This window comes from Microbacterium sp. NPDC060117, from assembly GCF_042729315.1.
Lineage (GTDB): Bacteria > Actinomycetota > Actinomycetes > Actinomycetales > Microbacteriaceae > Microbacterium.
Genome location: NZ_JBHWXR010000002.1, coordinates 939,480 through 962,583 on the forward strand (window position 1 = coordinate 939,480; position 23,104 = coordinate 962,583).

Here is a 23,104-nt window from a genome sequence, read left to right on the forward strand (position 1 = left end):
GTGATTCTACTGAGCGCGCGGTCAGCCGATCGTCAGGCCGGTGCCGCGGCGGAAGACGGGGTCCTCGGTGCCGTCCGGCACGTCCGCGAACGCCGCCCGCACTGCGTCCATCGAACGCGGGATGTCGACGGGGAGCACGCCTCGCGGCGGGATCCGTCCGGAGAGCGCCGAGAGAAGGGCCGTGTCCGAGGTGCCGAACTCGACCACGATCGCAGCGGTGAACGGCACGAGCGGTGTGAGGATCGCAGGACGGTCGAGGTTCACGACGACCACGAGCGGGCAGTGCGCGGCGACCCGGCGCAGCCGCGCGACAAGGCCCGGCGGGAGCTCGAGGGAGCCCTGATGGAACCAGGCCTCCAGGAAGAGGTCGTCCCTTGGATCGAATGGCGCGGCGATCCGCACCACGGCGACGTCCGCATTCTCGGGAGCCGCGACGCGGTCCCCGTACTCGGCGAGCGCTTCGGTAGCGACGCCCTCGGCGTAGATCCTCGGACGCCCGTCGCGGAACAGCGGCAGCGTGCGTTCTCGGTTCTGCAGCACGGTGACGGACTCGGCCTGAGCGCGCTCCCCCTCGGCGCGGAACTCCGCGGCGCCGACGATGCGCTCGGCCTCGTCCTCGTCCACATACGGGTCATCGAAGAGCCCGAGGCGGAACTTCACCAGCAGGATGCGCCGCGCCGACTGGTCGATCCGCTCCTCCGTCACCGCCCCCTCGGCGAGGAGATCGCTCAGCAGTTCGACGCACTCCTCGCCGCCGAACTGATCGACGCCGGCGTCCAGCAGTCGCAGCAGCCGTTCCCTCGGCGACAGCTCCTCGACGCCCCAGGCCCGCGCCGGCAGCACCTGATCTCCGACCTGGTTGTCGTTGATGAGCTCCCAGTCGCTCAGGACGACGCCGTCGTAGCCGAGCTCCTCGCGCAGCAGGCCGGTGACGATCTGCCGACTGTAGCTGAAGCCGACCTCCTCGATCGGCTCCCCGTGGCGCACCAGCCCCACCGGCATCCCGTAGTACGGCATGATCCCCGCCGTGCCGCGACGGATCGCCTCGACGAACGGACGCAGATGCTCCTCGAAGCGCCCACCGGGGTACACCTGCTCACGACCGTAGGGGAAGTGCGCGTCCTCGCCGTCCAGCTGAGGACCGCCGCCCGGGAAGTGCTTGGTGATGCAGGCGACGCTGTCGGGACCGAGGTGCGCACCTTGAAAGCCCTCGAGATACGCCCCGGTCATCTCGGCGACGCGCTCGGCGTCGTAGCCGAACGTCTGCGCCTGTCGCCCCCAGCGCGCCTCGGTCGGCAGATCCACCTGCGGGTGGAGGGCCATCCGGATCCCCACCGCGCGGTACTCCCTACCCGCGATCTCGGCGAACCTCCGCACCAGCTCGACGTCGTCCAGGGCGGCGAGCCCCAGGGGCTCCGGCCATTGCGAGAACGGGCCGGCGGCGAAGGCGACGCCCGAGTTCTCCACGAAGGCGTGCCGGGGGTCGGTGCTGATGGTGACCGGGATGCCGTGCGGGCTGCGGACCGCGAGCGCCTGGAGCCGGTTGTTCCACCGCGCACCCTCCCGCGCGGTGCGCATGCCGTGCACGTTGAAATGCGTGAGGTGCTTGTCGAGTACGACCACCGAGGTCGGTGACTTCGAGATCGCGCCGGGCTCCTCGCGCAGCTCGCCCTCGTCGCCGATCTCGATGACGGTGTGGAACAGGAGCCCCATCTTCTCCTCGATCGACAGGCGAGCGAGCAGGTCCTCGACCCGCTCCTCGGCGCTCAGTCGCGGATCCTCGTACGGATCCAGCACTCCGTTGCCGTTGAGGTCGCGGAAGCGCACGCCCTCGTCCGTCGTCCGAAACTCATCCCTCATGGATGTCCCTCTCCCTCGTTGCGTCATTTCAAGCCCGTGGTGGCGACGCCCCGGATGAACCACCGCTGCAGGAAGACGAAGAGCAGCAGGATCGGGGCGATCACGAGCACGGAGCCTGCCAGCAGCAGCCCGTAGTCGGTGGCGTTCTGGCCCGTCGAGTACAGCGACAGGGCGACCGGCAGTGTGTACATGTCCTCGGTCTGCGCCGCCACGAGCGGCCACAGGAAGTTGTTCCAGGAGCCCAGGAAGGTCAGGATCCCGAGCGTCGCCAGTGGCGGTCCGCACAGCGGCATCACGACCGAGCGGAAGATCCGCCACTCCCCTGCGCCGTCCAGGCGCGCGGCCTCGAGCAGCGCGTCCGGGATCCCCGCCATGAACTGGCGCATCAGGAACACCCCGAGCGGCGCCGTGATGAAGGGCAGGATCAGCGCGGGATAGCTGTTGACCAGCCCGAGCTTGGACACCATCACGAACAGCGGCACGAAGGTCACCACGCCCGGCACCATGAGCGTGATCATGACGGCGCCGAACAGGATCCGCTTGCCGGGGAACTCCATCTTCGCGAGCGCATAGCCGACCATCGAGCAGAACACGAGGTTGCCGAGCACCGTCACGAGCGCCACGATCAGGCTGTTGCCGAAGAAGTGCCAGAAGTCGAGGGGCCCGAACCACTGCGCGTAGTTCTCCCCGGTCGGCGCCTGCGGCCACCAGGTCGGCGGACGGCGCAGGATCTCGCCCTGCGTCTTGACGGACCCGAGCACCATCCAGACGAAGGGGACGAGCCAGATCACCAGCCCAACCGTCAGCACGGCATAGGACGTCGCCCGGCCGCTCAGCCGCCGGGCACGGCGGCGCCGGATCGGGGCTTCTGTCTGTGCGAGAGCCATGGGTCAGTCCTTCGATCGCAACAGGCGGAACTGCAGCAGGCTCACGAGCGCGATCACGAGGAACAGCACGTAACTGGCCGCGGACGCGAGGCCGTACTCGCCGAATCCGAACTGCTGGTAGGTGTAGAACGCCACCGAGAGCGTCGAGTCCAGGGGACCACCCTTTGTCATCACGAAGGACTCCTCGAAGAACTGCAGGTATCCCACCGAGATGAGCACCGCCCCGAGGAGGAGCGTCGGGCGCAGCAGCGGCAGGGTGACCGAGATGAGCCGCCGCCAGGGCGACGCGCCGTCCATGATCCCCGCCTCCGTGACGTCCTCCGGCACAGCCTGGAGCCCCGCGAGGAAGATGACCATGAGCGTGCCGACGTTGCGCCACACCGCCATGAGGATGAGCGACGGCAGGGCGAAGGCGGGATCGTTCAGCCAGTTGGGCCCTGCGATGCCGATCGCCGCGAGCGCGGTGTTGAGCAGGCCGTCCGGCTGCAGGATGTAGCGCCAGACGACGGCGACGGCCACGATGCTGGTGACCACGGGCGCGTAGAACCCGACCCGGAAGAAGGACACCAGACGTCCCTTGCCGCTGTTCAGGGCAAGGGCGAGGGCCAGCGCGACGATCATCGTGACGGGGATGCCCACTACCACGAACACGCCCGTGACCCCCAGCGAGGTGAGGAACCGTGGATCGCGGAAGAGCGCGACGTACTGCTGCAGACCGACGGCGTCCACGGCGAACGGCGAGCCGATGTCCCGGGCGGTGAAGTCGGTGAACGACATCGCGAACGAGCCCACGATCGGCACGATCATGAACACGCCGAAGACCAGCACGAACGGCAGGGCGAAGCCCCACGCGATGAGCGCCCGGCGGCGGCGGGCGGCCGCGAACATGCCCCCGCCCGCCCGGTCGTTCCCGCCGCCGGAGCCCGTCCGGGTTCCGGCGGCGGGGAGGACGGTGGACGTCATCTCACTTCAGTCCGATCGTGTCGGCGTCGGACTGCAGCTTCTTGAGCGCGTCCGCGACCGAGGTCCCGCCGCGGCGGATCGACTCGAGCGCCTGGTCGCCCTTGGCCGCCACCTGTACCCAGGAGGTCGTGACGGGCGGAGCCTTCGCCGTCTCCAGCTGGGTGCCGAAGGTCGACAGGCTCGTGTCGGAGGAGACGGACTTCTCCTGCCACGCAGCCTTCGCCGCGGGCAGATCGCCGGTCGCGGCGTAGAAATCGGCCTGTACCTTCGGATCCGCCAGCCAGCGCGCGAGCTTCCACGCCGAGGTGGCGTTCTTGCTGCCGTTGAAGACCACGAGGTTCGCACCGCCGCTGAACGACACCGAGGACTTGTCGGCCGGGAGCACCGCCGTGGCGTACTTGCTCGCGAAGTCCGCACCGCCGACCGAGGCCAGCTGGCCCCGGAGGAACGGACCCTCCACGACCATCGGCGTGGTGCCGGCGACGAACTCGGACTCGACCGCCCCTGCGGACGTGTCGGCGTTCGGATCCGCGAGCTTCTTGTCGAAGAAGCTCTTGTAGTACTCGATGCCCTTGGTCATCTCGGGGGTGTCGAGCGTCCACTTCTTGCCATCGGTCACCTCAGCACCGGCCGACCACGGCATCCACAGCGCGCCCTGGAAGGAGTCGTTGCCGGCGGGCATGCGGATCCCCCACTTCGCCCCGCCCTGGGACTGCATGTCCGCCGCCATCTTCTGCAGCTCCTCCCACGAGGTCGGAGCCTTGGTCCAGCCGGCCTTCGCGGCGATGTCGGTGCGGTAGTACAGCACGCGGGTGTCGACGTACCAGGGGATGCCCGCGGCCCGGTCGCCGATCTTGGTGGAGCTCACCGCCGCGTCGAAGAACCCCGACGTGTCGATCCCGGCGGGGACGGTGCCGAAGGAGTCCCCGAAGTCGGCCATCCAGGTGGTGCCCATCATCGCGATGTCCGGGGTGTTGCCGCCCGCGATCGCGGTCTGGATCTTGTTGTGCGCGGCATCCCAGGGGATCGCGGTGACCTTGACGGTGACGCCGGGGTTCGCCTTCTCGAAGGTCTTGACGAAGTCGGGCAGGGCCTCCCCCTCGGCTCCCATGGCCCACATCGTGATGGTTCCCTTGGCCGGTGCGTCGTCGAGCTGTACCGCGGTGGCGCTGGGGGCGGAGGACCCGCCGTCCGCACGACCGCACCCCGTGAGCGCGAGGCCGATCGCTGCGAGAGCCGCGATCCCGGCCAGAGCTGTCCTGCTTTTCACGTCTTCCTCCTTGAAGCGTCCATCGACTGAATCTAAGCGCATAGATTCTCGTACTCCGTTGATCTAAGCGCATAGATTGCGAGAGCGCAAGGCTGAGAACGCCGAACGGCCCGCCACTCTACGAGTGGCGGGCCGTTCGGGCTGCGCGTCGGGTCAGGCCCCGGCGTCCACGTCCTTGGAGGGGATGACCGGGATCGCCGCGGTGATCGTCTCCAGCCCCGACAGCCGGGCCGGCGACAGCTGCTTGGCGACCTCATCGCGCGACATCAGACCTGCCTCGACCACGAGGTCGGCGACGTTGCGGTTGGTCAGCAGCGCGGTCTTGGCGAGGGCGGCCGAGGCGGCGTAGCCGATGAACGGCGTGAGCGCCGTGATCACGCCGACCGAGGACCCGACCATGGCGCCCAGGCGGTCGCGGTTCGCGGTGATGCCGTCGACGCAGTTCACGCGCAGGGTCCACATCGCCTGGCGCATCCAGGTGATGGACTGGAAGATCGAGTGCGCGATCACCGGCTCGAATGCGTTGAGCTGCAGCTGACCGGCCTCGGAGGCCATCGTCACCGTCACGTCGGCTCCCGCGACCGCGAAGGCGACCTGGTTGACGACCTCCGGGATGACCGGGTTGACCTTGCCCGGCATGATGCTGGAGCCGGCCTGCATGGCAGGCAGGTTGATCTCACCGAGACCGGCCTGCGGGCCCGACGAGAGCAGACGCAGGTCGTTGCAGATCTTGGAGAGCTTCATGGCGTTGCGCTTGAGCGACGAGGAGAACGACATGAAGGATCCGGTGTCGCTGGTGGCCTCGACGAGGTCGCTCGCGGTGGCCAGGTCCAGACCCGAGATCTCACGCAGGTGCTTCAGCACCGAGGCCGCATAGGCCGGGTGCGTCGTGATGCCGGTGCCGATCGCGGTGGCGCCCATGTTGATCTCGTACATGAGCCAGGCGTTCTCGGTGAGGCGCGTGTGGTCGTAGCCGAGGGTCGAGGCGAAGCCGTGGAACTCCTGGCCGAGGGTCATCGGGACGGCGTCCTGCAGCTGGGTGCGGCCCACCTTGAGCACGTCGTGGAACTCGCGCGCCTTGTTCAGGAACGACACACGCAGCAGGTCGAGCTCGTCGAGCAGGGAGCGCAGGTTCAGCGACAGCCCGATCTTGACCGCTGTCGGGTAGACGTCGTTCGTCGACTGGCTGCGATTGGTGTGGTCGATCGGCGAGAGGAACGCGTAGTCGCCCTTCTCACGGCCGGCCAGCTCGAGCGCGATGTTGGTGATGACCTCGTTCGCGTTCATGTTCGTCGAGGTGCCGGCGCCGCCCTGGATGACGCCGACGATGAACTGGTCGTGGAACTCGCCGTTGATCACCTTCTGCGCGGCGGCGTCGATGAGGTCCGCCTTCTCCGCGTCGAGCGTGCCGATCTCCTTGTTCGCGCGCGCGCTGGCCTGCTTGACCATCGCGAGTGCCTCGATCAGCTCCGGGTAGACGGAGATCGGGCGCTTCGTGATCGGGAAGTTCTCGGCGGCGCGGAGCGTATGGATCCCCCAATACGCGTCGGCAGGGATCTCCTTGCTTCCCAGGGAGTCGGTTTCGGTACGGGTGGCAGGCGCAACGGCGGCCATGGACACATCCTCGTGGGTGATGGCGAACAGGGAAGGGGGATGCGTCCATCCTACCCGGGCACCCATCGCCGCTTCGGCGAAGTGCCGATGCCCGCGTCTCCGGTTCGGCGAAAGTCGCGGTGCCGATTCACCGCCCCGGCTTGCGCGAGAACGCCTCCAGCCGCTCCTCGGGTGTGAGCTGCGCCATCCGCTCGACCCATTCAGGGCTGAAGGTGTCGACGGGCGTCGCCTCGACCACGGGGACGACGGTGTGCGTGATCGTCTCGGGCCGCACGTGCACGAGTTGGAAGGACTGGGCCGCGTCCATGCCGTTGACCCGGTCGCCCGGGCTGGCGACATCCATGGTGTAGCAGGTGGCGGATGCCACGCTCACCGGGATGCCCGCGAACGTCGCGTGCAGCGAATAGTGCAGGTGCCCCGCGAGTATCCCGCGGACGTCGGATCCGCGCAGCACCTCGGCGAGTTCGTCCTGATGGCGAAGCTCGAGGATGTCGAAGAACGGGATGTGGCTGGGCACCGGCGGATGGTGCATCGCGAGCAGCGTGCCGTGCGGTGCGGGCATGCGCAGCTGGTCGGCCAGCCACGCGCGCTGCTCCGCATCGACGTCGCCGTGGTGCCAGCCGGGGACCGTGGAGTCCAGCGCGATCACGCGCAGACCGTTCAGATCCCAGACGCCGGTGACCGGCTCCTCGCTGGGCGCGACGTCGAGCAGATGCTCTCGCATCGCCGGGCGCTCGTCGTGATTGCCGGGCACCCAGATCACCGGGGCGCCCAGTCGTTCGGACACGGGCTCCACCACCGCGCGCAGCCGACGGTAGGCGTCCGGCTCGCCGAGATCGGCCAGATCGCCGGTCACGACGATCGCGTCAGGTCTGTCCGTCGCTCTCTCGATCGCCGCGAGTGTGCGCGCCAAGGTGCGGTCCACGTCGAAGCGTCCGCCCAGCGCCGCTCCCCCGGCCAGGAGGTGCGGGTCGCTCACGTGCACCAGGGTGTGCGTGGGCGAGGCGTAACGGCCGAACTGCACTGTCATGGTCTCAGGTTAACGCCGCGACGGCGGCCTCCCCGGACGGCGCCGCGCAGGCCCGGGCGGGCATTACTTCACGACGATGAGCAGGATGCCGCCGAGCACCGCCGCCGCGCAGACGGCGAAGCACGCGTAGGCCGCGATCCGGGCCAGCGTCTTCTGGGCGACCGTGAGCGGGCTCTTGCGGGCGGCCTTCGCGGCCGCCTTCGCGGCGCGCTTGGCCTCCTTCTCGCTGATCACCGTGATCGCGTCCGTGAACTCGGCGGGCGTGACCACGGGGACCCTGCCCGCGCGCACGAGCAGGCGAAGGCCGAGCGCGTAGAAGCCCACGACGAGGAGGGTGCCGACGAGCGCGGCGCCGAGCACCTGGAAGAACGCCTCCCAGTGGATGACGACGGTCATCGTCCCGTCCCCTTCTCCTTGGCCTTCGCGCGTTCACGGGCGCGTTGCGCCCTGGCCTGTCGCGGGGTCAGCGGCGGTTCCTCGGGCACCTCGATGGCGAGACCGGAGTCGGCGACCTCGCTGAACGCGTTGTTGGCCGTGACGGCGTTGCGGCGCGAGCGCAGGAACAGCGCGATGATCACCGCGAGGGCGAGGATCGCATCGATCAGGACACCCCAGCCGCCGCCGACGACCACGATGAACGCGGCGATCGCTCCGACCAGACCCGCCGCAGGAAGCGTGAGCACCCAGCCGATCGCGATGCGGCCGGCGGTACGCCAGCGCACGGCCGAGCCGCGCCGGCCGAGTCCGGATCCGATCACGGATCCCGAGGCGACCTGCGTGGTGGACAGCGCGAAGCCGAGCGCGCTGGAGGCGAGGATGGTCGCCGCGGTGGAGGTCTCCGCCGCGAAGCCCTGTGCCGGCTTGACGTCGGTCAGGCCCTTGCCGAGGGTGCGGATGATGCGCCAGCCGCCGAGATAGGTGCCCAGCGCGATCGTGAACGCGCACGCGACGATCACGTAGATATGCGGCTGGTGGTCGCCCTGCGCCTGCCAGCCGACCGAGATCAGCGCCAGAGTGATCACGCCCATGGTCTTCTGCGCGTCGTTCGTGCCGTGTGCCAGCGCGACGAGCGAGGACGTGAAGATCTGTCCCCAGCGGAAGCCGCTCCGCCCATCGGGCCTGCCGTCGTACCGACGCGTGATCAGATACGCGAGCTTGGTGGCGAGGTAGGCGATCAGCCCGGCCGTGAGGGGCGCGATGAGCGCCGGCAGCACGACCTTGGACAGCACGACGCCGAAGTTGATTCCGCTGAGCCCGACGCCGACCAGCGTGGCGCCGATCAGTCCGCCGAACAGCGCGTGCGACGAGCTGGACGGCAGTCCGAGCAGCCAGGTCAGCATGTTCCAGGTGATCGCGCCGATGAGGCCGGCGAAGATGAGCGACGGCATGAGATGCGCGGTGCTCGAATCCTCCTGGATGATGCCGCCGGACACGGTCGCGGCGACCTCGGTGGACAGGAAGGCGCCGACGAGATTCAGTCCGGCCGCGAGCATCACCGCGGTCCGCGGCTTGAGCGCACCCGTCGCGATCGGGGTGGCCATGGCGTTCGCCGTGTCATGGAACCCGTTGGTGAAGTCGAAGAAGAGTGCCAGCAGGATCACCAGCACGACGATGAGGGCTGCGGTTTCCACCGTTCGCTTTCGTAAGTGGAGGGACGTGACGAACGAAGAGTTCACCGGGAGTACAGCATCCGTTAACGGGCCGGTTGAATCCTCCCATCCCGACCCAGGCCGGTCAACTCGACGCCATCCGCCGCCGCGAAGGACCTCGGCCGAGCCGCAGCGGCTAGCGTTGTGCTGTGACCTCCGTCCCCGCCACCTCGGCTCCTTCCACCCTCGTCCCGCCCCGCGCAGCCCGCCGCTCGCTGATCCGCACGCATCACGGGGACGTGTTCGACGATCCTTACGACTGGCTGCGCGCGAAGGACGATTCCGAGGTGATCGCGCACCTCGAGGCCGAGAACGCCTATACCGACGCGCGTCTGGCGCACCTCGAGCCGCTGCGCGAGACGTTGTTCCAGGAGATCAAGGGACGCGTGCAGGAGTCCGATCTGTCGGTCCCCACCCGGCGCGGCGACTGGTGGTACTACGGCCGCACCGTCGAGGGGCAGCAGTACGGCCTGCAGTGCCGTGCGGCGGTCTCCTCCCCCGACGACTGGACCCCGCCGGTGCTGGACGCTGCGACGCCCGTCGCCGGCGAGCAGGTCCTGCTCGACGGCAATGTCGAGGCGGAGGGGCACGAGTTCTTCGCGATGGGCGCGTTCGACGTCTCGGACGACGCGACCCGGCTGCTCTGGTCGACGGACTTCGAGGGCGATGAGCGCTACACCGTGCACGTCCGCGACCTGCGGTCGGGCGAGACGCTGCCCGATGAGATCCCCGGGACGTCCGGCGCCTTCTTCACGCCCGACGGCGCCGCGATCATCTACACCACCGTCGACGATTCCTGGCGCCCGGACACCCTGTGGCTGCACCGGGTCGGCACGCCCGTGACCGACGACGTGCAGCTGTTCCACGAGCCCGACGAGCGGTTCTGGCTCGGCGCCGGGATCACCCGGAGCCGCCGTTACCTCGTGATCGGCGTGGGCTCCAGCATCACGAGCGAGGAGCACCTCGTCGATCTGGACGACCTCACCGCACCGCCGCGCGTGGTCTGGCCGCGGCGCGAGGGCGTCGAGTACGCGGTCGAGCACGCCGTGGTCGACGGCGGCGACGAACTGCTCATCCTGCACAACGACGACGCGCTGGACTTCGAGCTCGTCGCGGTCTCCGTGTCCGACCCCGAGGGCGAGCGCCGGGCGATCCTGCCGCACACCCCGGGCCGCCGGCTGCTGGACGTGGACGCGTTCCGCGACGTCACCGTCGTGGCCTACCGCTTCGAAGGGCTCGAGCGCATCGCCCTGATGGATCCGGCGACGGGGGTGCTGGACGAGCTCGGCTTCGATGAGCCGCTGTACTCGGCGGGCTTCGGCGGCAACCCCGAGTGGGCCGCGCCGTTCCTGCGCCTCGGCTACGGCTCGTTCGTCACCCCCTCCACCGTCTACGACCTGGAGTTGGCGACCCGCACGCTGCACCTGCGCAAGCGCCAGCCCGTGCTCGGCGGCTATGACCCGGCCGACTACGGACAGCGCCGCGATTGGGCGATCGCCCCGGACGGCGCCCGCATCCCGGTCTCACTGGTGTGGAAGCGCTCCTTCGGCGAGCCCGGGGCCGAGCCCCGCGCCGTGCACCTCTACGGCTACGGATCCTACGAGCACTCGATCGACCCCGGCTTCTCGGTCATGCGCCTGTCGGCCCTGGACCGCGGCGTGGTCTTCGCGGTCGCGCACGTGCGCGGCGGCGGTGAGATGGGCCGGCAGTGGTACGAAGACGGCAAGCTCGGGCAGAAGGCCAACTCGTTCACCGACTTCGTCGCGTGCGCGCGCCATCTGGTCGAGACCGGCATCACCGCCCCGGACCGGATGGTCGCGGAGGGCGGCAGCGCGGGCGGTCTGCTCATGGGCGCCGTCGCGAACCTCGCCCCCGAGCTGTTCCGCGGCATCCTCGCCTCGGTGCCGTTCGTGGATGCGCTGACGACGATCCTGGATCCGTCCCTCCCCCTCACCGTGATCGAGTGGGACGAGTGGGGCGACCCGCTGCACGACGCCGAGGTGTACGCGTACATGAAGTCGTACTCGCCGTACGAGAACGTGCGCGACGGCGTGGCCTACCCGTCGATCCTCGCCGTCACCTCGCTCAACGACACGCGCGTGCTCTACGTGGAGCCCGCCAAGTGGGTGGCCCGCCTGCGCGACGCAGGGGCGGACGACGTGCTGCTCAAGTGCGAGATGGTGGCCGGCCACGGCGGCGTCAGCGGCCGGTACAACTCCTGGCGCGAGCGCGCCTTCGAGCTGGCCTGGATCCTGGACCGCCTGGGCGTCGCCGACTGACGAGCGCGACGAGCGCCCCGGGACCGGCCCGGCGGCCGGCCGGTCAGTTGGATCTGTGTCCCGAGATCAGGACGAGCGACCGAGATCAGGAGGATCCGCCGGATATCGTCCTGCGCTGGGTCGTTCCTCCTGATCTCGGCGCCGGGCGTTCGTCCTCCACACACCGCAATCGTCGTATCCCTTGTGGATAACCGGTGATCGGGCCCCCGTGCGTCCAGTCTGGATGAATGGACCTGCTTCCCTGGCTCGCCGCACATGGCGGCGTCTCGCACACCTCCGCGCTGTACCAGGCGGGATTCAGCAAGCATTCGCTCGCTGCGGCGGCCTCGATCGGCACGGTCGACCGGGTGCGCAGGTCCTGGATCGTGCTGCCCGATGCCCCACCCGAGCGCATTCGCGCGGCGCAACTGGGCGGACGGGTGACCTGCGTGACACAGGCGGCGGCGCAGGGACTCTGGGCGCCGCGGGATCCGGACGTGCACATCACCGTGGCCGCCAACGCCTCCCGGCATGACAGCGACGGGGTGCGGTTGCATTGGGGATCCGGCCCGGCGCCGGCCTCCGCCCAAGAGGTCGTGGACCCCCTCATCAATGTGCTCTTCCACGTCGCGCGCTGCCTGAGCGCAGCCGACGCCCTGGCAGTCTGGGAATCCGCGATCCGGAAGAAGAAGATCAGCATCGACGTGCTGCGCAGCGTACGGTGGCGCTCCGAGAGCGCCCGGCGGCTCATGAGAGCAGCCGACATCCTGTCCGACTCGGGGCTCGAGACGCATTTCGTCGCGCTCATGCGCGAGATCGGGGTCGTCGTGCGTCAGCAGATCATCATCGACGGGCACCCCGTCGATGCGCTCATCGGCGACCGCCTGGTCGTGCAGCTCGACGGGTTTCAGTTCCACAGCAGCGCCAAGGACCGCCGACGCGATCTGCGCGCGGATGCCCGACTTGCGCTGCGGGGCTTCTTAGTGCTGCGCTTCGACTACGCCCAGCTCATGTTCGAGCCGCGCTTTGTGCAGGACACGGTGCGAGCAGCGATGGCACAGGCACGCCACCTCGGTTCACGTTGATCCAGGTACCGCGCCCGCACTGCGAACCGCGAGCGGGGTCCACGTCCCCGGTGCGGATTTCGGATCCGCATCCGGAATCCACATCCCGAGATCAGGACGAACGACCCGGATCAGGAGGATTCGAGGCAGATGGTCCTGATTTCGGTGAGGATACGTGATCTCGGGATCCGGACAGGATGCCGGCGGCGGCACGCGAAGCCGACTCCCCGCCGGCCGCATTTCACCCGAACAGGGCGGCGGCCTCTTCGTAACGCTGCAGCGGCACGGTGTTGAGTTCGCCGAGCGCCTCCGCGAACGGGACGCGCACGATGTCGGTGCCGCGCAGCGCGACCATCTGACCCCAGGCCTGATCGACGAGGGCGTCCGCGGCGTGCAGCCCGAGCCTCGTCGCGAGCACGCGGTCGAAGGCGGAGGGCGAGCCCCCGCGCTGGATGTGGCCGAGCACCGTGGAGCGGGTCTCGATGCCGGTGCGCTTCTCGATCTCCGGCGCGAGGATCTCGCTGATGCCGCCGAGCCGGGGGCGGTTGAAGGCGTCGAGCCCCTTGTCGCTGAAGGCCTGATCCATGCCCTTGAGCTTGAACCCCTCCGACACCACGACGAGCGGTGCGCGGCCGCGGTCGCTCGCGCCGGTGACGAGGTCGCAAATCTCCTCGATCGACATCGGCACCTCGGGGATGCAGATCGCGTGCGCACCCGCGGCCATTCCGGCGTGCAGCGCGATCCATCCGACGTGGCGACCCATGACCTCTGCGATCATGCAGCGCTGGTGCGAGTCGCCGGTGGTGCGCAGGCGGTCCATGGCGTCGGTGGCGATGTTCACCGCCGTGTCGAAGCCGAACGAGTAGTCGGTGGCCCGCAGGTCGTTGTCGATGGTCTTCGGCACGCCCAGCACCTGGATGCCGTCCTTCGAGAGGCGGTCCGCCGCGGCAAGGGTGCCCTCCCCGCCGATCGCGACGATGCCGTCGATGCCGTGCTTGGACAGCGTCTTCGCGACGTTCTCGGCGCCGCCACGCGCGCCCTCGTACGGATTGGTGCGGCTGGTGCCGAGGATCGTGCCGCCGACCTTGCTCAGCCCCTTCACCTCGTGCCTGGTGAGCGGGAAGAAGTCGCCGTCGACGACACCGCGCCAGCCGTCGCGGATTCCCACGAACTCCAGTTCGTACGTCGTGGTGCCCTTGAGCACGATGCCGCGGATGACCGCGTTCAGGCCGGGGCAGTCGCCACCGCTGGTCAGGATGCCGATCTTCATGGGTCGTCCTCGGGAGGGAAGGGGATGGAAGCGCGGCGCCGTTGCCTCGTTCGACCCTAGTGCCGATCGACTGCCCGGCGCCATTCCGAACCACCGAAAAGCGGAGTTCTTACACGGCTCCTCACGGACTTCTCGCCTTCTTGAAGAAGAACGGCGCCTCGACTCCGGAAATCAGGAGAAGAAGCGCCGTTCTTGACAACTTCGGGCGGCCGGGTTTCAGTCGCCGCCGAGCGCCTGACGAAGCAGGTGCATGAGCGCCGCCAGCTGCACCGGCTCGCTCGCACCCTCCCCCACGGCCTCGCCGTCCAGCGCCCGGGCCGCAAGGCCCTGCTTCTGATCGATGAGCTCGGCGATCTTCGTGTCGAGGGTGTGCGCCGCGATGATCCGCCACGCGGTGACCGGCTCGTCCTGACCGATCCGGTGCACGCGGTCGATCGCCTGGGTCTGCTCCGCCGCGGTCCAGCTGAGCTCGGCGAGCACCACGTTCGACGCGGTCTGCAGGTTCACGCCGACGCCGGCCGCCGTGAGCGAGCACACCGCGATCCCGACGTCGGGGTCGCCGTTGAACGCGTCGACCGCCTGCTGCCGGGCGACGGCGGTCTGGTCGCCCCGCAGCGACACCGAGCGGATGCCGGCCGCGGCGAAGTGCGCCTCGGCCTGATCCATGACGTCCACGTGCTTGGCGAAGAACACCACCTTGCCGACGGAGCGCTGCAGCTGTGCCGCATAGTCCGCGGCGAGAAGGGCCTTGGCCTGGCCGATCTTGCGCACCATGGTGAAGACGTTGTCCCCGCCCGTGCCTGCCGCCTTCGACTCCTCCAGCTCGCCGTGCGCGACGAGCCGGACGATGTCCTCGTCGATCTCGCCGTGGGCGAGGCCCCGGTCTCCGCGCGCCTCGATGATCCGGCGGTACTTCGCCGCCATCCGCGCGCCGAGCTCGGCCTCGGCCTGCCGGATCCCGCGCCCGAACTCGTCGTCCAGCTGCACGGGCAGATCCGCGATGAGCTTGTCCGGCAGGTCGGCCGCCACGTCCTTCTTCTTGCGGCGCACGATGCCCATCGAGATGACCGCGTCCCTGGCCTCGCCGTAGAACGACTTGTCCGCGGGCGTCAGTCCGGTGGCGTCGAGCTTGTCCGCGAGCTCCGCGGAGGGGCGCTCGCCGTTGGTCCAGCCCAGGAAACGCCAGATCGCGTCGAAGTCCTCGACATCGTTGATCAGCGGGGTGCCGGTCAGTGCCATGAGCAGCGGATGCGCGCCTGCGGACTGCTCGCGGATCCGGGACGCGAGCGCGAGGACGTTCTGCGAGCGCTGGGAGGACAGGTTCTTGATGAAGTGCGCCTCGTCCACCACCATGCCGCGCAGGCCGATCTCGCCCAGCCAGGAGAGGTGCCGGTCGAGGATCTCGTAGTTGACGATGAAGATGTCCGCGAAGGCGTCCACATCCTGGCCATCGCCCTGGATCACGGCGGCACGGCGCTGCGGCGTCCACCGCTCGACCTCACGCGCCCAGTTCATCTTCACGACGTTCGGAACGACCACGAGCAGCGGGTAGGCGTGCGCGATGGACGCCGCGAGCACGGACTGCGCGGTCTTGCCGAGACCCGGCTCGTCGGCGAGCAGGAACGAGCGATGCCCGGCCCGCACCGACTCGAGGAAGCGCGACTGGTGCACCATCACCTCGAGGCCCTTCGGCGAGAGGTGGTCGTACTCGGGCAGCGGCGGGAGCTCCATCGAGGCCGTGGCCCCGCCCGCCCCCGACTCGAACGCCTTGTACAGGGGCCCCATGAGCTCCCAGCCGTCCAGCCGGCGGCGCGGCGTGGACGCGGGCCGGGGTGTGAGATCGGGCGCCAGGAACGGGTTCGCCAGCATCCGCGACTCCACGGACGGCGGGGTCACCTGCCGTTCGGCGAGCGCGGCCGGCACCACGGGCGCCTGCTGCACGCGGATCACATCGGCGATGACGAGCTCCTCGGGCGCGAGCTCGGCGCCGGACTCCAGCAGCCAGTCGCGGCGCATCCGCTTCGCGACCGGGCTCGTGGCCTGATCCGCCTCGAGCAGCTGGATCAGCGACGTGTCGCGCGCGGCGGTCTTCGCGAGGATCGTGGCCACGCCGTCCAGGCGCTTGAGCTGCTCCGCCCGGGCTGCGTCGCCGAGCTCGGCGTCGCCCTTGGCTCTGGCGCGCTCCTCGCGCACCAGGAACGCGATCACCTGGAACTTGACGCGATTCGTCGGGCCGAGCTTCCCGTGCTGGGCCTTGGCCTCGATCTCGCGCACCTTGCGCGCGAGGATCGGGATCAGCGGCGCGTCCTCGTCTCGACGCGACGTCTTCTTCCGCCGGGTGGCGGTCGCCGTGGTCGGCATGCTCCTCCTGAGCGTGGATGCCGTCTCCGAGAGGACGGCGACTGTCCGAAAATGACCGTCCGGACGATGATCCGTCCTGACGATGCGTGTCCGCGGACGGGCGGCTGCCGAGAGGCATCGCAGACCGAGCGGACGAGAACCCCGCAGGCGTGCATCGCGCACGTCGATCACAACGGGTTCGCGGTCAGTTTACGCCACGCGAGGGCCGATGCGGTCACTCGGCGGGCGAGTTCGCCGGATCCGGTTCCGTCACACCCAGCAGGATACGGGCCTGAGCGACGTCGGAGGCGATGCCCGCGACGAGCGCGTCCATGCTGTCGAACGCCGTCATCCCGCGCAGCCGGTGGGTGAACTCCACCGTCACGTCGTGACCGTAGAGGTCCAGGCCCGGGCTGTCGATCGCGTGCGCCTCGACCTGGCGCTGCAGCACGTCGTCGAAGGTGGGGTTGGTCCCGACGGAGATCGCGGCAGGATGCACCACCCCGGTCGCGTGGTCCACCAGCCGGCCCGCATAGACGCCGTCCGCCGGCACCATCTCGTCGAGCAGGGCAGGAAGGTTCGCGGTCGGGAATCCGAGCTCGCGGCCGCGCTTCAGGCCGTGCACGACCTCGCCGCGCACCGAGACCGGACGTCCCAGCACCGCACCCGCGAGCGCGACATCGCCCGCCGAGAGCAGCTCGCGCACCCAGGACGAGGAGACCCGCCGGTCGGTGCCCCGGAGGAAGACATCCTCGATCACATCGACGGTGAAGTCGCTCCGAGCGCCCAGCTCGGCCAGCAGCGCTGGGGTTCCCCTGCCGCCGCTGCCGAAGCGGAAGTCGCGGCCGACGAGGACGGTGGCGACGTGCAGGGCGTCGACGAGGATCGCCTGGGCGAAGTCCTCCGCCGTGCGCGAGGCCAGCTGCTCGTCGAAGGTGAGCACCAGGACGGCATCCAATCCGCATGCCGAGAGGAGCTCGATCTTGCGCTCGACCGACACCAGATCGTCCGGGCAGCGGTCCGGGCGCAGCACGCTCAGCGGGTTGCGATCGAAGGTCACCGCCACCGTCTTCGCCCCGATGCGCGCCGCGTCCTGCTGCGCGCGCCGGAACACCGCGCGGTGACCGGAGTGCACACCGTCGAACTTGCCGATCGCGGCCACGGTGCGTCCGAAGTCCGCCGGCACCTCGGCCGGGTCGCGGAACACGATCATGCGCCGGATCCGTCCGCCGTGCCGGCGTTCGCCGCCGCCACGGTGCGGGACGGCCGGTGCGTGATGAGCCACCACAGCCCGACCATCGGCAGGAACAGTGGGATCAGCACGTAACCGAGGCCGAACTGCGACCACACCGTCTGGTGCTGGAAGAGCGCCGGGTGGGTGAGGCTCAGCGTACCCACGACCAGCACGCCGACCAGTTCGAAGGCGATCGCGACCCAGGCGACGCGGTACCACGCCGGGCGGCCGGATCCGATCAGCGCGAGCGTCGCGACGATGTAGACGACGGCGGACACCGCCGACAGCGAGTACGCCAGCGGTGCCTGGTCGAAGGCGCGCGCGATCTGCACGAAGGACCGGCCGGTGGCGCCCAGTGCCATCACGGCGTACACGATCACCAGTACGCGGCCCACACCGCGCATGCGGGGGCGAGCCGGTACGACGGAGGAACCCTCCGAGTCGGGAGCGGAGGAATCGGACGGGGTCGAGGCTCGCGCAGTGCACATGGCACGGTCCATTCTACGGAACCCGGTGGCGGGCGGTCCGCACGCCCCGCACGCTCAGCCGCCGATCGGCGTCGTCCAGATCACCTGCATCCGCCACACCATGACCGCGATCGACAACGCGACCACGCCCATGATCACCGTGCTCCAGCGGGAGCGCTCGAGCAGCGCCCAGATCGCCCCGCCGATCGGCAGCAGGACCGCGGAGACCAGATACACACCGTACTCGAGGGGGTCGCCGAGGGCGGGGTTCCCGGTGAAGGGCGACACGATCGCCATCACGACCTGCACGATCAGCAGCAGCTCGATCAGGGCGAGCGATCCCACGGTCCAGTCGTTCGGCCGCTTTCCCGCGAAGCCCATGATGAGGCAGAACAGGCCTGCGGCGACCGCGACCGCGAGCTGGATGACAGTGAACCAGAGGATCATGATGCCCCCTCCGGCATGTTCATGGCGCTCTTCAGGTCGTCGCCGCGGCGCTCCACGATCCCGATCAGCACGCCGTCCGGATCGATCGCCGCGGCGCGCGGCCCCTCGAGTCTGGCGCGCTGCCCGGCCAGTCGCTTGCCGTGACGCAGATCGACGGCCTCCTGCGCGCTGACTTCGAGGACGGGGAGGATCCGCGCCGCAGCGTCCGCTGCGGTCAGCGGCCGGGCTTCGGCCAGGCCGTCGAGGGAGGACGCGTCGGCCACATCGAACGGACCGACGTGCGTGCGGCGCAGCGCCGTGAGGTGGGCCCCGACGCCCAATGCTGCACCGAGATCACGGGCGAGGGCGCGGATGTAGGTTCCGGACGAGCAGTCCACGACCACGTCGACGTCTCGCACGCCTCCGTCACCGGGGCGGTCATCGAGCACCTCGAAGCGGGACACCACCACGTCACGGGCCGCGAGGACGACGTCCTCCCCCGCGCGGACCCGGTCATATGCCCGGCGCCCGTCGACCTTGATGGCGGAGACGGCGCTGGGCACCTGCGAGATCGCACCGGTGAGCGCGGCGATACCCGCGGCGATCTCGTGGGCGGCGATCGCGGAGACGCGCTCGGGGTCGGCCGAGGCCGTGATCTCGCCATCCGCGTCGTCCGTGCTCGTGCTCTGGCCGAGGCGGATCGTGGCGTGGTACGTCTTGTCGGCGCCCACCACGAACGCGAGCAGACGCGTCGCGGCCTCGATCCCGACCACGAGCAGGCCTGTGGCCATCGGGTCGAGTGTGCCGGCGTGCCCGACCTTGCGAGTGCCGAACACCCTCCGGGTGCGGGCGACGACGTCATGACTCGTCATCCCGCCCGGCTTGTCGACGAGCAGGATCCCGCTGGTTGCCATACCCCAAGCCTAGAGGCCCCGACTACGCGGATCCGACCGGCTCCGCTTCGGCGCCGTGCCGTGCGGCGGAGCGGTAGCGTGGAGTCCCGTGCCCGACTCCCCCGCCTCTGCGCCGATCGCGTCCGCGCTGATCGCCTGGTACAGCGAGCACGCGCGCGACCTGCCCTGGCGGAGGCCCGAGTACCTGGCCGCCTACGGGGCATGGGGTGTGCTCGTGAGCGAGTTCATGCTGCAGCAGACCCCGGTGAACCGAGTGATCCCGCATCTGGAGGCGTGGCTCGCACGGTGGCCGGATCCGATCTCGCTCGCCGCGGCGACCCCCGCCGAGGTGCTGCAGCAGTGGGCGAACCTCGGCTACCCGCGGCGGGCGCTGTGGCTGCACCGGGCCGCGGTCGCGATCCGCGACGAGCACGGCGGGGTCACCCCGCGCGACGTCCCCGCACTGCTGGCGCTCCCCGGCATCGGCGACTACACGGCCCGCGCGGTCGCGGTGTTCGCATTCGGCGACCGTCACCCCGTCGTCGACACCAACACGCGGCGAGTGATCGCCCGCGCCGTGCACGGGCGCGCCCAGCCGGATCCGCCCGCCCATCGCGATCTGGCCGACATGCTCGCGCTGCTGCCCGACGACGCGGGGCAGGCCGCAATCGTGAACGCGGCGGCCATGGAGCTCGGCGCGACCGTGTGCACGGCCCGCAGCGCGGACTGCGCGCGGTGCCCGCTCGCCGAGATCTGCGCATGGCGCGCCGCGGGCTTCCCCGACGGCGAGGATCGGCGGCGACGGCAGGCGAAGTACGAGGGATCGGATCGGCAGGCCCGGGGCGGCGTGCTCCGCGCGCTCCGGCACGCTGAGGGCCACCGTCTGCCCGCCGGCGCCGTCCTCGCCGACTGGCCGGATCCGATCCAGCGCGACCGCGCGATCGACTCGCTCATCGCGGACGGTCTGCTCGAGGCCGCGGACTACGAGCTGCTGCTGCCGCGCTGACCCGCCGCAGGCCGCCCCGACCCGCGCGGTCCTCAGAGATGCTGATCCGTGCGATGCGCGAGCACGGTCAGCTCGTGGCGGGTGCGCACATCGAGCTTCGCGAAGATCCGGCCGCCATGCACTTCCACGGTCCGCACCGAGACATGCAGCGCGAGCGCGATCTCCCGATTCGTGCGCCCCTCGGCCATGAGCAGAGCCACCTCGAGTTCACGGGCGGTCAGGACCGGCTCCCATGTCGCACGGCAGACCTCCAGCGACGAGGGGACGCCTCCCGTCTCGCCTGCGGCCTCTGTCGCACGCTGCCGGCGTTCGGCCATCATCCGCAGCCGTCGATCGACCATGCCGCGCCATGCCCGCGCCCCGGACTCCTCGAACAGGCTCCGTGCGGCGCGCAGGTGCCGCACGCCACGGCCGCGATCGCCCCGCGCCGCGCACGTCGAGCCCAGCAGAGCCTCGACCCGTGCGCGTTCGAAGGGTGAGCGGATCTCCCGACTCTCCTCGGCGACCGCGTCGAGATCGGTGCGCCAGGACGACTCGCGCGCGGCGCGGACGCGCTCGCGCAGCGTTCGCGCCGCCGTCGCCTCCGGAGGCTCGGGCGCGGCCGGCGCACCCAGCGGGCCGATCTCGTCCAGCCCGGGAAGACCGAGCGGCTCCGAGGGTCTGCCGCGGTCCGTCCACAGCCCCATGTGCACGGCGGCCTCGTCGCTGCGCCCCTGCAGATAGGCGTCGATGGCTCGATCCACGAACCCATCGGGCTCCTGGGACCACGGAACGGCGGCGGCGAGCTCGTGGGACAGCGCTCCGATGCGGCCGTCCACGGCAAGGTCCAGGCGTCGGGACAGCGCCACGGCGAGGCCGGCGAACGGCAGCGCCACAGGGAGGTCCGCCGCGGAGACGGCCAGACGCTCATGCGCAGTGCCGATCCGTCCCGCCCAGACATGCAGCAGCACCTCGGCGACCGCACGGCGGGCGCGCAGCAGCGGGCTCTGCTCGTGCAGGCCGATCACCGGGTCCTCCTGGCGGATCGTGCCCGGTTCGGCCAGCGCTCGCACGCCGGCGTCGGGATCACCGCCGAGGCCCGCGCAGAGGGCGTGCGACACGCGCTGGGCCGCACCGCCGTCCTCGATCGTCCCCGCATCCGCGTCGCCTGCCATCGCATCGCACCAGGCCAGCAGAGTCGCTCGCGCATCCGGGTCCTGACCGAGCCGCCCTGCCACCGTGAGCCACGCGGTACTGCGTTCGCGGTCGCCCCGCTCGGCACCGAGGGAGGCACCGAGGGCCGCGGCGAGCCGGAATCCCGAGCCGGTGGCGTCGTCCGGCACCAGCGGATCGGGCGCCGGCACCGCGCCGTGCCGCAGCGTATGGGCGAGCACGAAGGCCGACGTCGCCTCACCGCGATGTCCGCCCTCGATGCGCAGCGCCTGCTCGATGCGGTCCAGGGCGTCCGCCACCCACCCGCCGGCCAGTGCCGCACGTCCGCTGCTCAGCAGCGCTCTCGCGTGCGCGGGCGTGCCCGGCTGCGCGTGCTCCGCGGCCTCCGCCGCACACGACCAGGCACGCTCGGCGTCCCCGTCGCCCAGCGCCATGCCCGCCAGCCGGATGAGGGGCTCGACGAGCGCGGGATCACCGGCCACGGCGCCCCGGGCGCGGTGCCACAGTGCGGCATCGTCCTCCCCTGCTTCGACGAGCACGAGTGCGAGTCGCTGGTGTGCGCGCAGTCTGTCCTGCGCCGTCGCCGCCGCCAGCACCTGCGTGCGCAGCGCCGCATCGGTGAAGCGGAACCGCCCGCCGTGCAGCTCGGCGAGCCCGGCCAACGGCGACCGCGCCAGCCCCTCCGGCCCGCACCCCGCGATCGCGCTCAGCGCCTGCGCCGATCCGGCCCCGCACAGGGCGAGCTCGAGCACTCGTTCCGGATCCGCATCCGGAGGCAGCGCGCGCCGCGCGTGCGCCTCCAGGGCCGGGACCGCGGGAAGGGGTTCCGGCAGCGCACGCCATCCCCGGCGCTGTTCAGGATTCAGCGCGGCCAGCATCTCGGCGGCCGCGACCGGGTCTGCTCCGCAGACGCGGTCGATCGCAGCGCGCACGTGCGGCGCGGCATCATGGAGGCCGCCGGCCGCACGTTCGAAGGTTCCGCCTGACGGCGCACCGGTGGCCCGGATCCTCGTCCGTTCCCCGGTCCTGCCCGTCGTCGTGCCGTTCATCGCCGCGCAGCCCCCGCCGTCATCGCACGCCACCTCGCGCACGTGGGTTGGATGCTAACAAGAGACGACCGCGGATCCCAACTTCTTGGACTCTGTCGAATAAGGCGGTTCTCGCCGGAGACGGGATCCGCTCACGCACGAGAGGCCCCGGGGAACATCGCCCCGGGACCTCTCGTCACGACCTCACGGCGCCATGGCACCGTGTGATCGGTTCACTCCTCGTCGCCCTCGCGGGGCTTCACGTACGGATCTTCCTCGCCCGCGAACGCGGCGGACGCGGCGATGCCGGCGACCTCCTCGTCACGCTCCCGCGCCTGCCGGAGCAGATCGCTGATGTGGTCGGCGTTCTCGGGCAGCGCGTCGGGGATGAACTCGAGCGTGGGCACGAGGCGAATGCCGAGCTGGCGCCCGACCTCCTTGCGCAGCAGTCCGGTCGCTGAGGTGAGCGCCGCCCCAGACGCCACACGCTCCTCCTCCGTGCCCAGCACGGTGTAGAACGCGGACGCGTGCTGCAGATCACCCGTGACGCGCACGTCGGTGATCGTCACGAAGCCGAGGCGCGGGTCGCGCAGCCCCTTCTCCAGCCGCTCAGCGAGGATGACGCGGATGCGATCCGCAAGTCGTGCCTGTCGTTCTCCGGCCATTCCCATACCCTCTCACTTTTCGCCCCCG

Annotated in this window: 19 protein-coding genes; 3 read left to right on the top strand and 16 right to left on the bottom strand. The window is 70.2% G+C overall.

The genetic code is table 11. From position 1 onward, the window contains the following. Positions 1-21: 21 nt before the first annotated feature. From ACFWCK_RS10695 to ACFWCK_RS10730, 8 genes are all read right to left on the bottom strand, one after another. Entirely contained in the window at positions 22-1,860 is a 1,839-nt protein-coding gene (locus ACFWCK_RS10695) for a glycoside hydrolase family 3 protein (RefSeq protein WP_378805778.1), read from the bottom strand. A gap of 23 nt (positions 1,861-1,883) precedes the next feature. Further along, positions 1,884-2,747, bottom strand: a complete 864-nt coding sequence (locus ACFWCK_RS10700) for a carbohydrate ABC transporter permease (protein ID WP_378805779.1) — start codon at positions 2,745-2,747, stop codon at positions 1,884-1,886. A 3-nt stretch (positions 2,748-2,750) separates the two neighbouring features. After that, on the bottom strand, positions 2,751-3,710 hold the full coding sequence (locus ACFWCK_RS10705) for a carbohydrate ABC transporter permease (protein ID WP_378805780.1): 960 nt from the start codon (positions 3,708-3,710) through the stop codon (positions 2,751-2,753). Between the two features lies 1 nt (position 3,711). Next, positions 3,712-4,980 carry an extracellular solute-binding protein gene (locus ACFWCK_RS10710; RefSeq protein WP_378805782.1) on the bottom strand — a complete coding sequence of 423 codons (1,269 nt, stop codon included), beginning with the start codon at positions 4,978-4,980 and terminating at the stop codon, positions 3,712-3,714. Positions 4,981-5,133: 153 nt separating this feature from the next. After that, on the bottom strand, positions 5,134-6,594 hold the full coding sequence (locus ACFWCK_RS10715; protein WP_233309583.1) for an aspartate ammonia-lyase: 1,461 nt from the start codon (positions 6,592-6,594) through the stop codon (positions 5,134-5,136). Between the two features lie 127 nt (positions 6,595-6,721). Beyond that, positions 6,722-7,624 (bottom strand): metallophosphoesterase, encoded by a 903-nt coding sequence (locus ACFWCK_RS10720; protein ID WP_378805783.1) that lies wholly within the window; start codon positions 7,622-7,624, stop codon positions 6,722-6,724. Positions 7,625-7,687: 63 nt separating this feature from the next. Beyond that, positions 7,688-8,020 carry a peptidase gene (locus tag ACFWCK_RS10725; RefSeq protein ID WP_233309581.1) on the bottom strand — a complete coding sequence of 111 codons (333 nt, stop codon included), beginning with the start codon at positions 8,018-8,020 and terminating at the stop codon, positions 7,688-7,690. Next, complete coding sequence (locus ACFWCK_RS10730) at positions 8,017-9,255, bottom strand: inorganic phosphate transporter (RefSeq protein ID WP_233309579.1); 1,239 nt, start codon at positions 9,253-9,255, stop codon at positions 8,017-8,019. The genes ACFWCK_RS10725 and ACFWCK_RS10730 overlap by 4 nt, the downstream gene beginning before the upstream one ends. Before the next feature lie 167 nt (positions 9,256-9,422). Here ACFWCK_RS10730 and ACFWCK_RS10735 point away from each other — a divergent pair, with 167 nt between their 5' ends. Continuing rightward, a complete protein-coding gene (locus ACFWCK_RS10735) occupies positions 9,423-11,552 on the top strand; it encodes a S9 family peptidase (RefSeq protein WP_378805784.1) in 2,130 nt (709 codons plus the stop codon). A 227-nt stretch (positions 11,553-11,779) separates the two neighbouring features. Continuing rightward, the gene (locus ACFWCK_RS10740) at positions 11,780-12,616 is read left to right on the top strand and encodes a DUF559 domain-containing protein (RefSeq protein ID WP_378805785.1); all 837 of its coding nucleotides are present in this window, start codon (positions 11,780-11,782) and stop codon (positions 12,614-12,616) included. Between the two features lie 220 nt (positions 12,617-12,836). On the opposite strand, the gene ACFWCK_RS10745 is transcribed toward ACFWCK_RS10740, so the two are convergent. From ACFWCK_RS10745 to truB, 6 genes are all read right to left on the bottom strand, one after another. Continuing rightward, positions 12,837-13,865 (bottom strand): ATP-dependent 6-phosphofructokinase, encoded by a 1,029-nt coding sequence (locus tag ACFWCK_RS10745; RefSeq protein ID WP_378805787.1) that lies wholly within the window; start codon positions 13,863-13,865, stop codon positions 12,837-12,839. A 216-nt stretch (positions 13,866-14,081) separates the two neighbouring features. After that, the gene (locus tag ACFWCK_RS10750; RefSeq protein WP_378805788.1) at positions 14,082-16,226 is read right to left on the bottom strand and encodes a DEAD/DEAH box helicase; all 2,145 of its coding nucleotides are present in this window, start codon (positions 16,224-16,226) and stop codon (positions 14,082-14,084) included. Positions 16,227-16,440: 214 nt separating this feature from the next. Next, positions 16,441-17,418: a bifunctional riboflavin kinase/FAD synthetase gene (locus ACFWCK_RS10755; protein WP_378805789.1), complete on the bottom strand. Its 978-nt coding sequence runs from the start codon at positions 17,416-17,418 to the stop codon at positions 16,441-16,443. Then, on the bottom strand, positions 17,415-17,843 hold the full coding sequence (locus ACFWCK_RS10760; RefSeq protein WP_378805979.1) for a hypothetical protein: 429 nt from the start codon (positions 17,841-17,843) through the stop codon (positions 17,415-17,417). Before ACFWCK_RS10760 ends, ACFWCK_RS10755 begins: the two co-directional genes overlap by 4 nt. Positions 17,844-17,981: 138 nt before the next feature. Beyond that, positions 17,982-18,353 (bottom strand): hypothetical protein, encoded by a 372-nt coding sequence (locus ACFWCK_RS10765; protein ID WP_233309569.1) that lies wholly within the window; start codon positions 18,351-18,353, stop codon positions 17,982-17,984. Beyond that, the gene (gene truB / locus ACFWCK_RS10770; RefSeq protein WP_378805791.1) at positions 18,350-19,246 is read right to left on the bottom strand and encodes a tRNA pseudouridine(55) synthase TruB; all 897 of its coding nucleotides are present in this window, start codon (positions 19,244-19,246) and stop codon (positions 18,350-18,352) included. Before truB ends, ACFWCK_RS10765 begins: the two co-directional genes overlap by 4 nt. A gap of 88 nt (positions 19,247-19,334) precedes the next feature. On the opposite strand from truB, the gene ACFWCK_RS10775 reads away from it, so the two are divergent. After that, complete coding sequence (locus tag ACFWCK_RS10775) at positions 19,335-20,231, top strand: A/G-specific adenine glycosylase (RefSeq protein ID WP_378805792.1); 897 nt, start codon at positions 19,335-19,337, stop codon at positions 20,229-20,231. Positions 20,232-20,263: 32 nt separating this feature from the next. Here the strand turns inward: ACFWCK_RS10775 and ACFWCK_RS10780 are convergent, their stop codons facing one another. Continuing rightward, positions 20,264-22,315 (bottom strand): LuxR C-terminal-related transcriptional regulator, encoded by a 2,052-nt coding sequence (locus ACFWCK_RS10780; RefSeq protein ID WP_378805793.1) that lies wholly within the window; start codon positions 22,313-22,315, stop codon positions 20,264-20,266. Positions 22,316-22,644: 329 nt separating this feature from the next. Next, a complete protein-coding gene (gene rbfA / locus ACFWCK_RS10785) occupies positions 22,645-23,076 on the bottom strand; it encodes a 30S ribosome-binding factor RbfA (protein WP_233309562.1) in 432 nt (143 codons plus the stop codon). Positions 23,077-23,104: the final 28 nt, after the last annotated feature.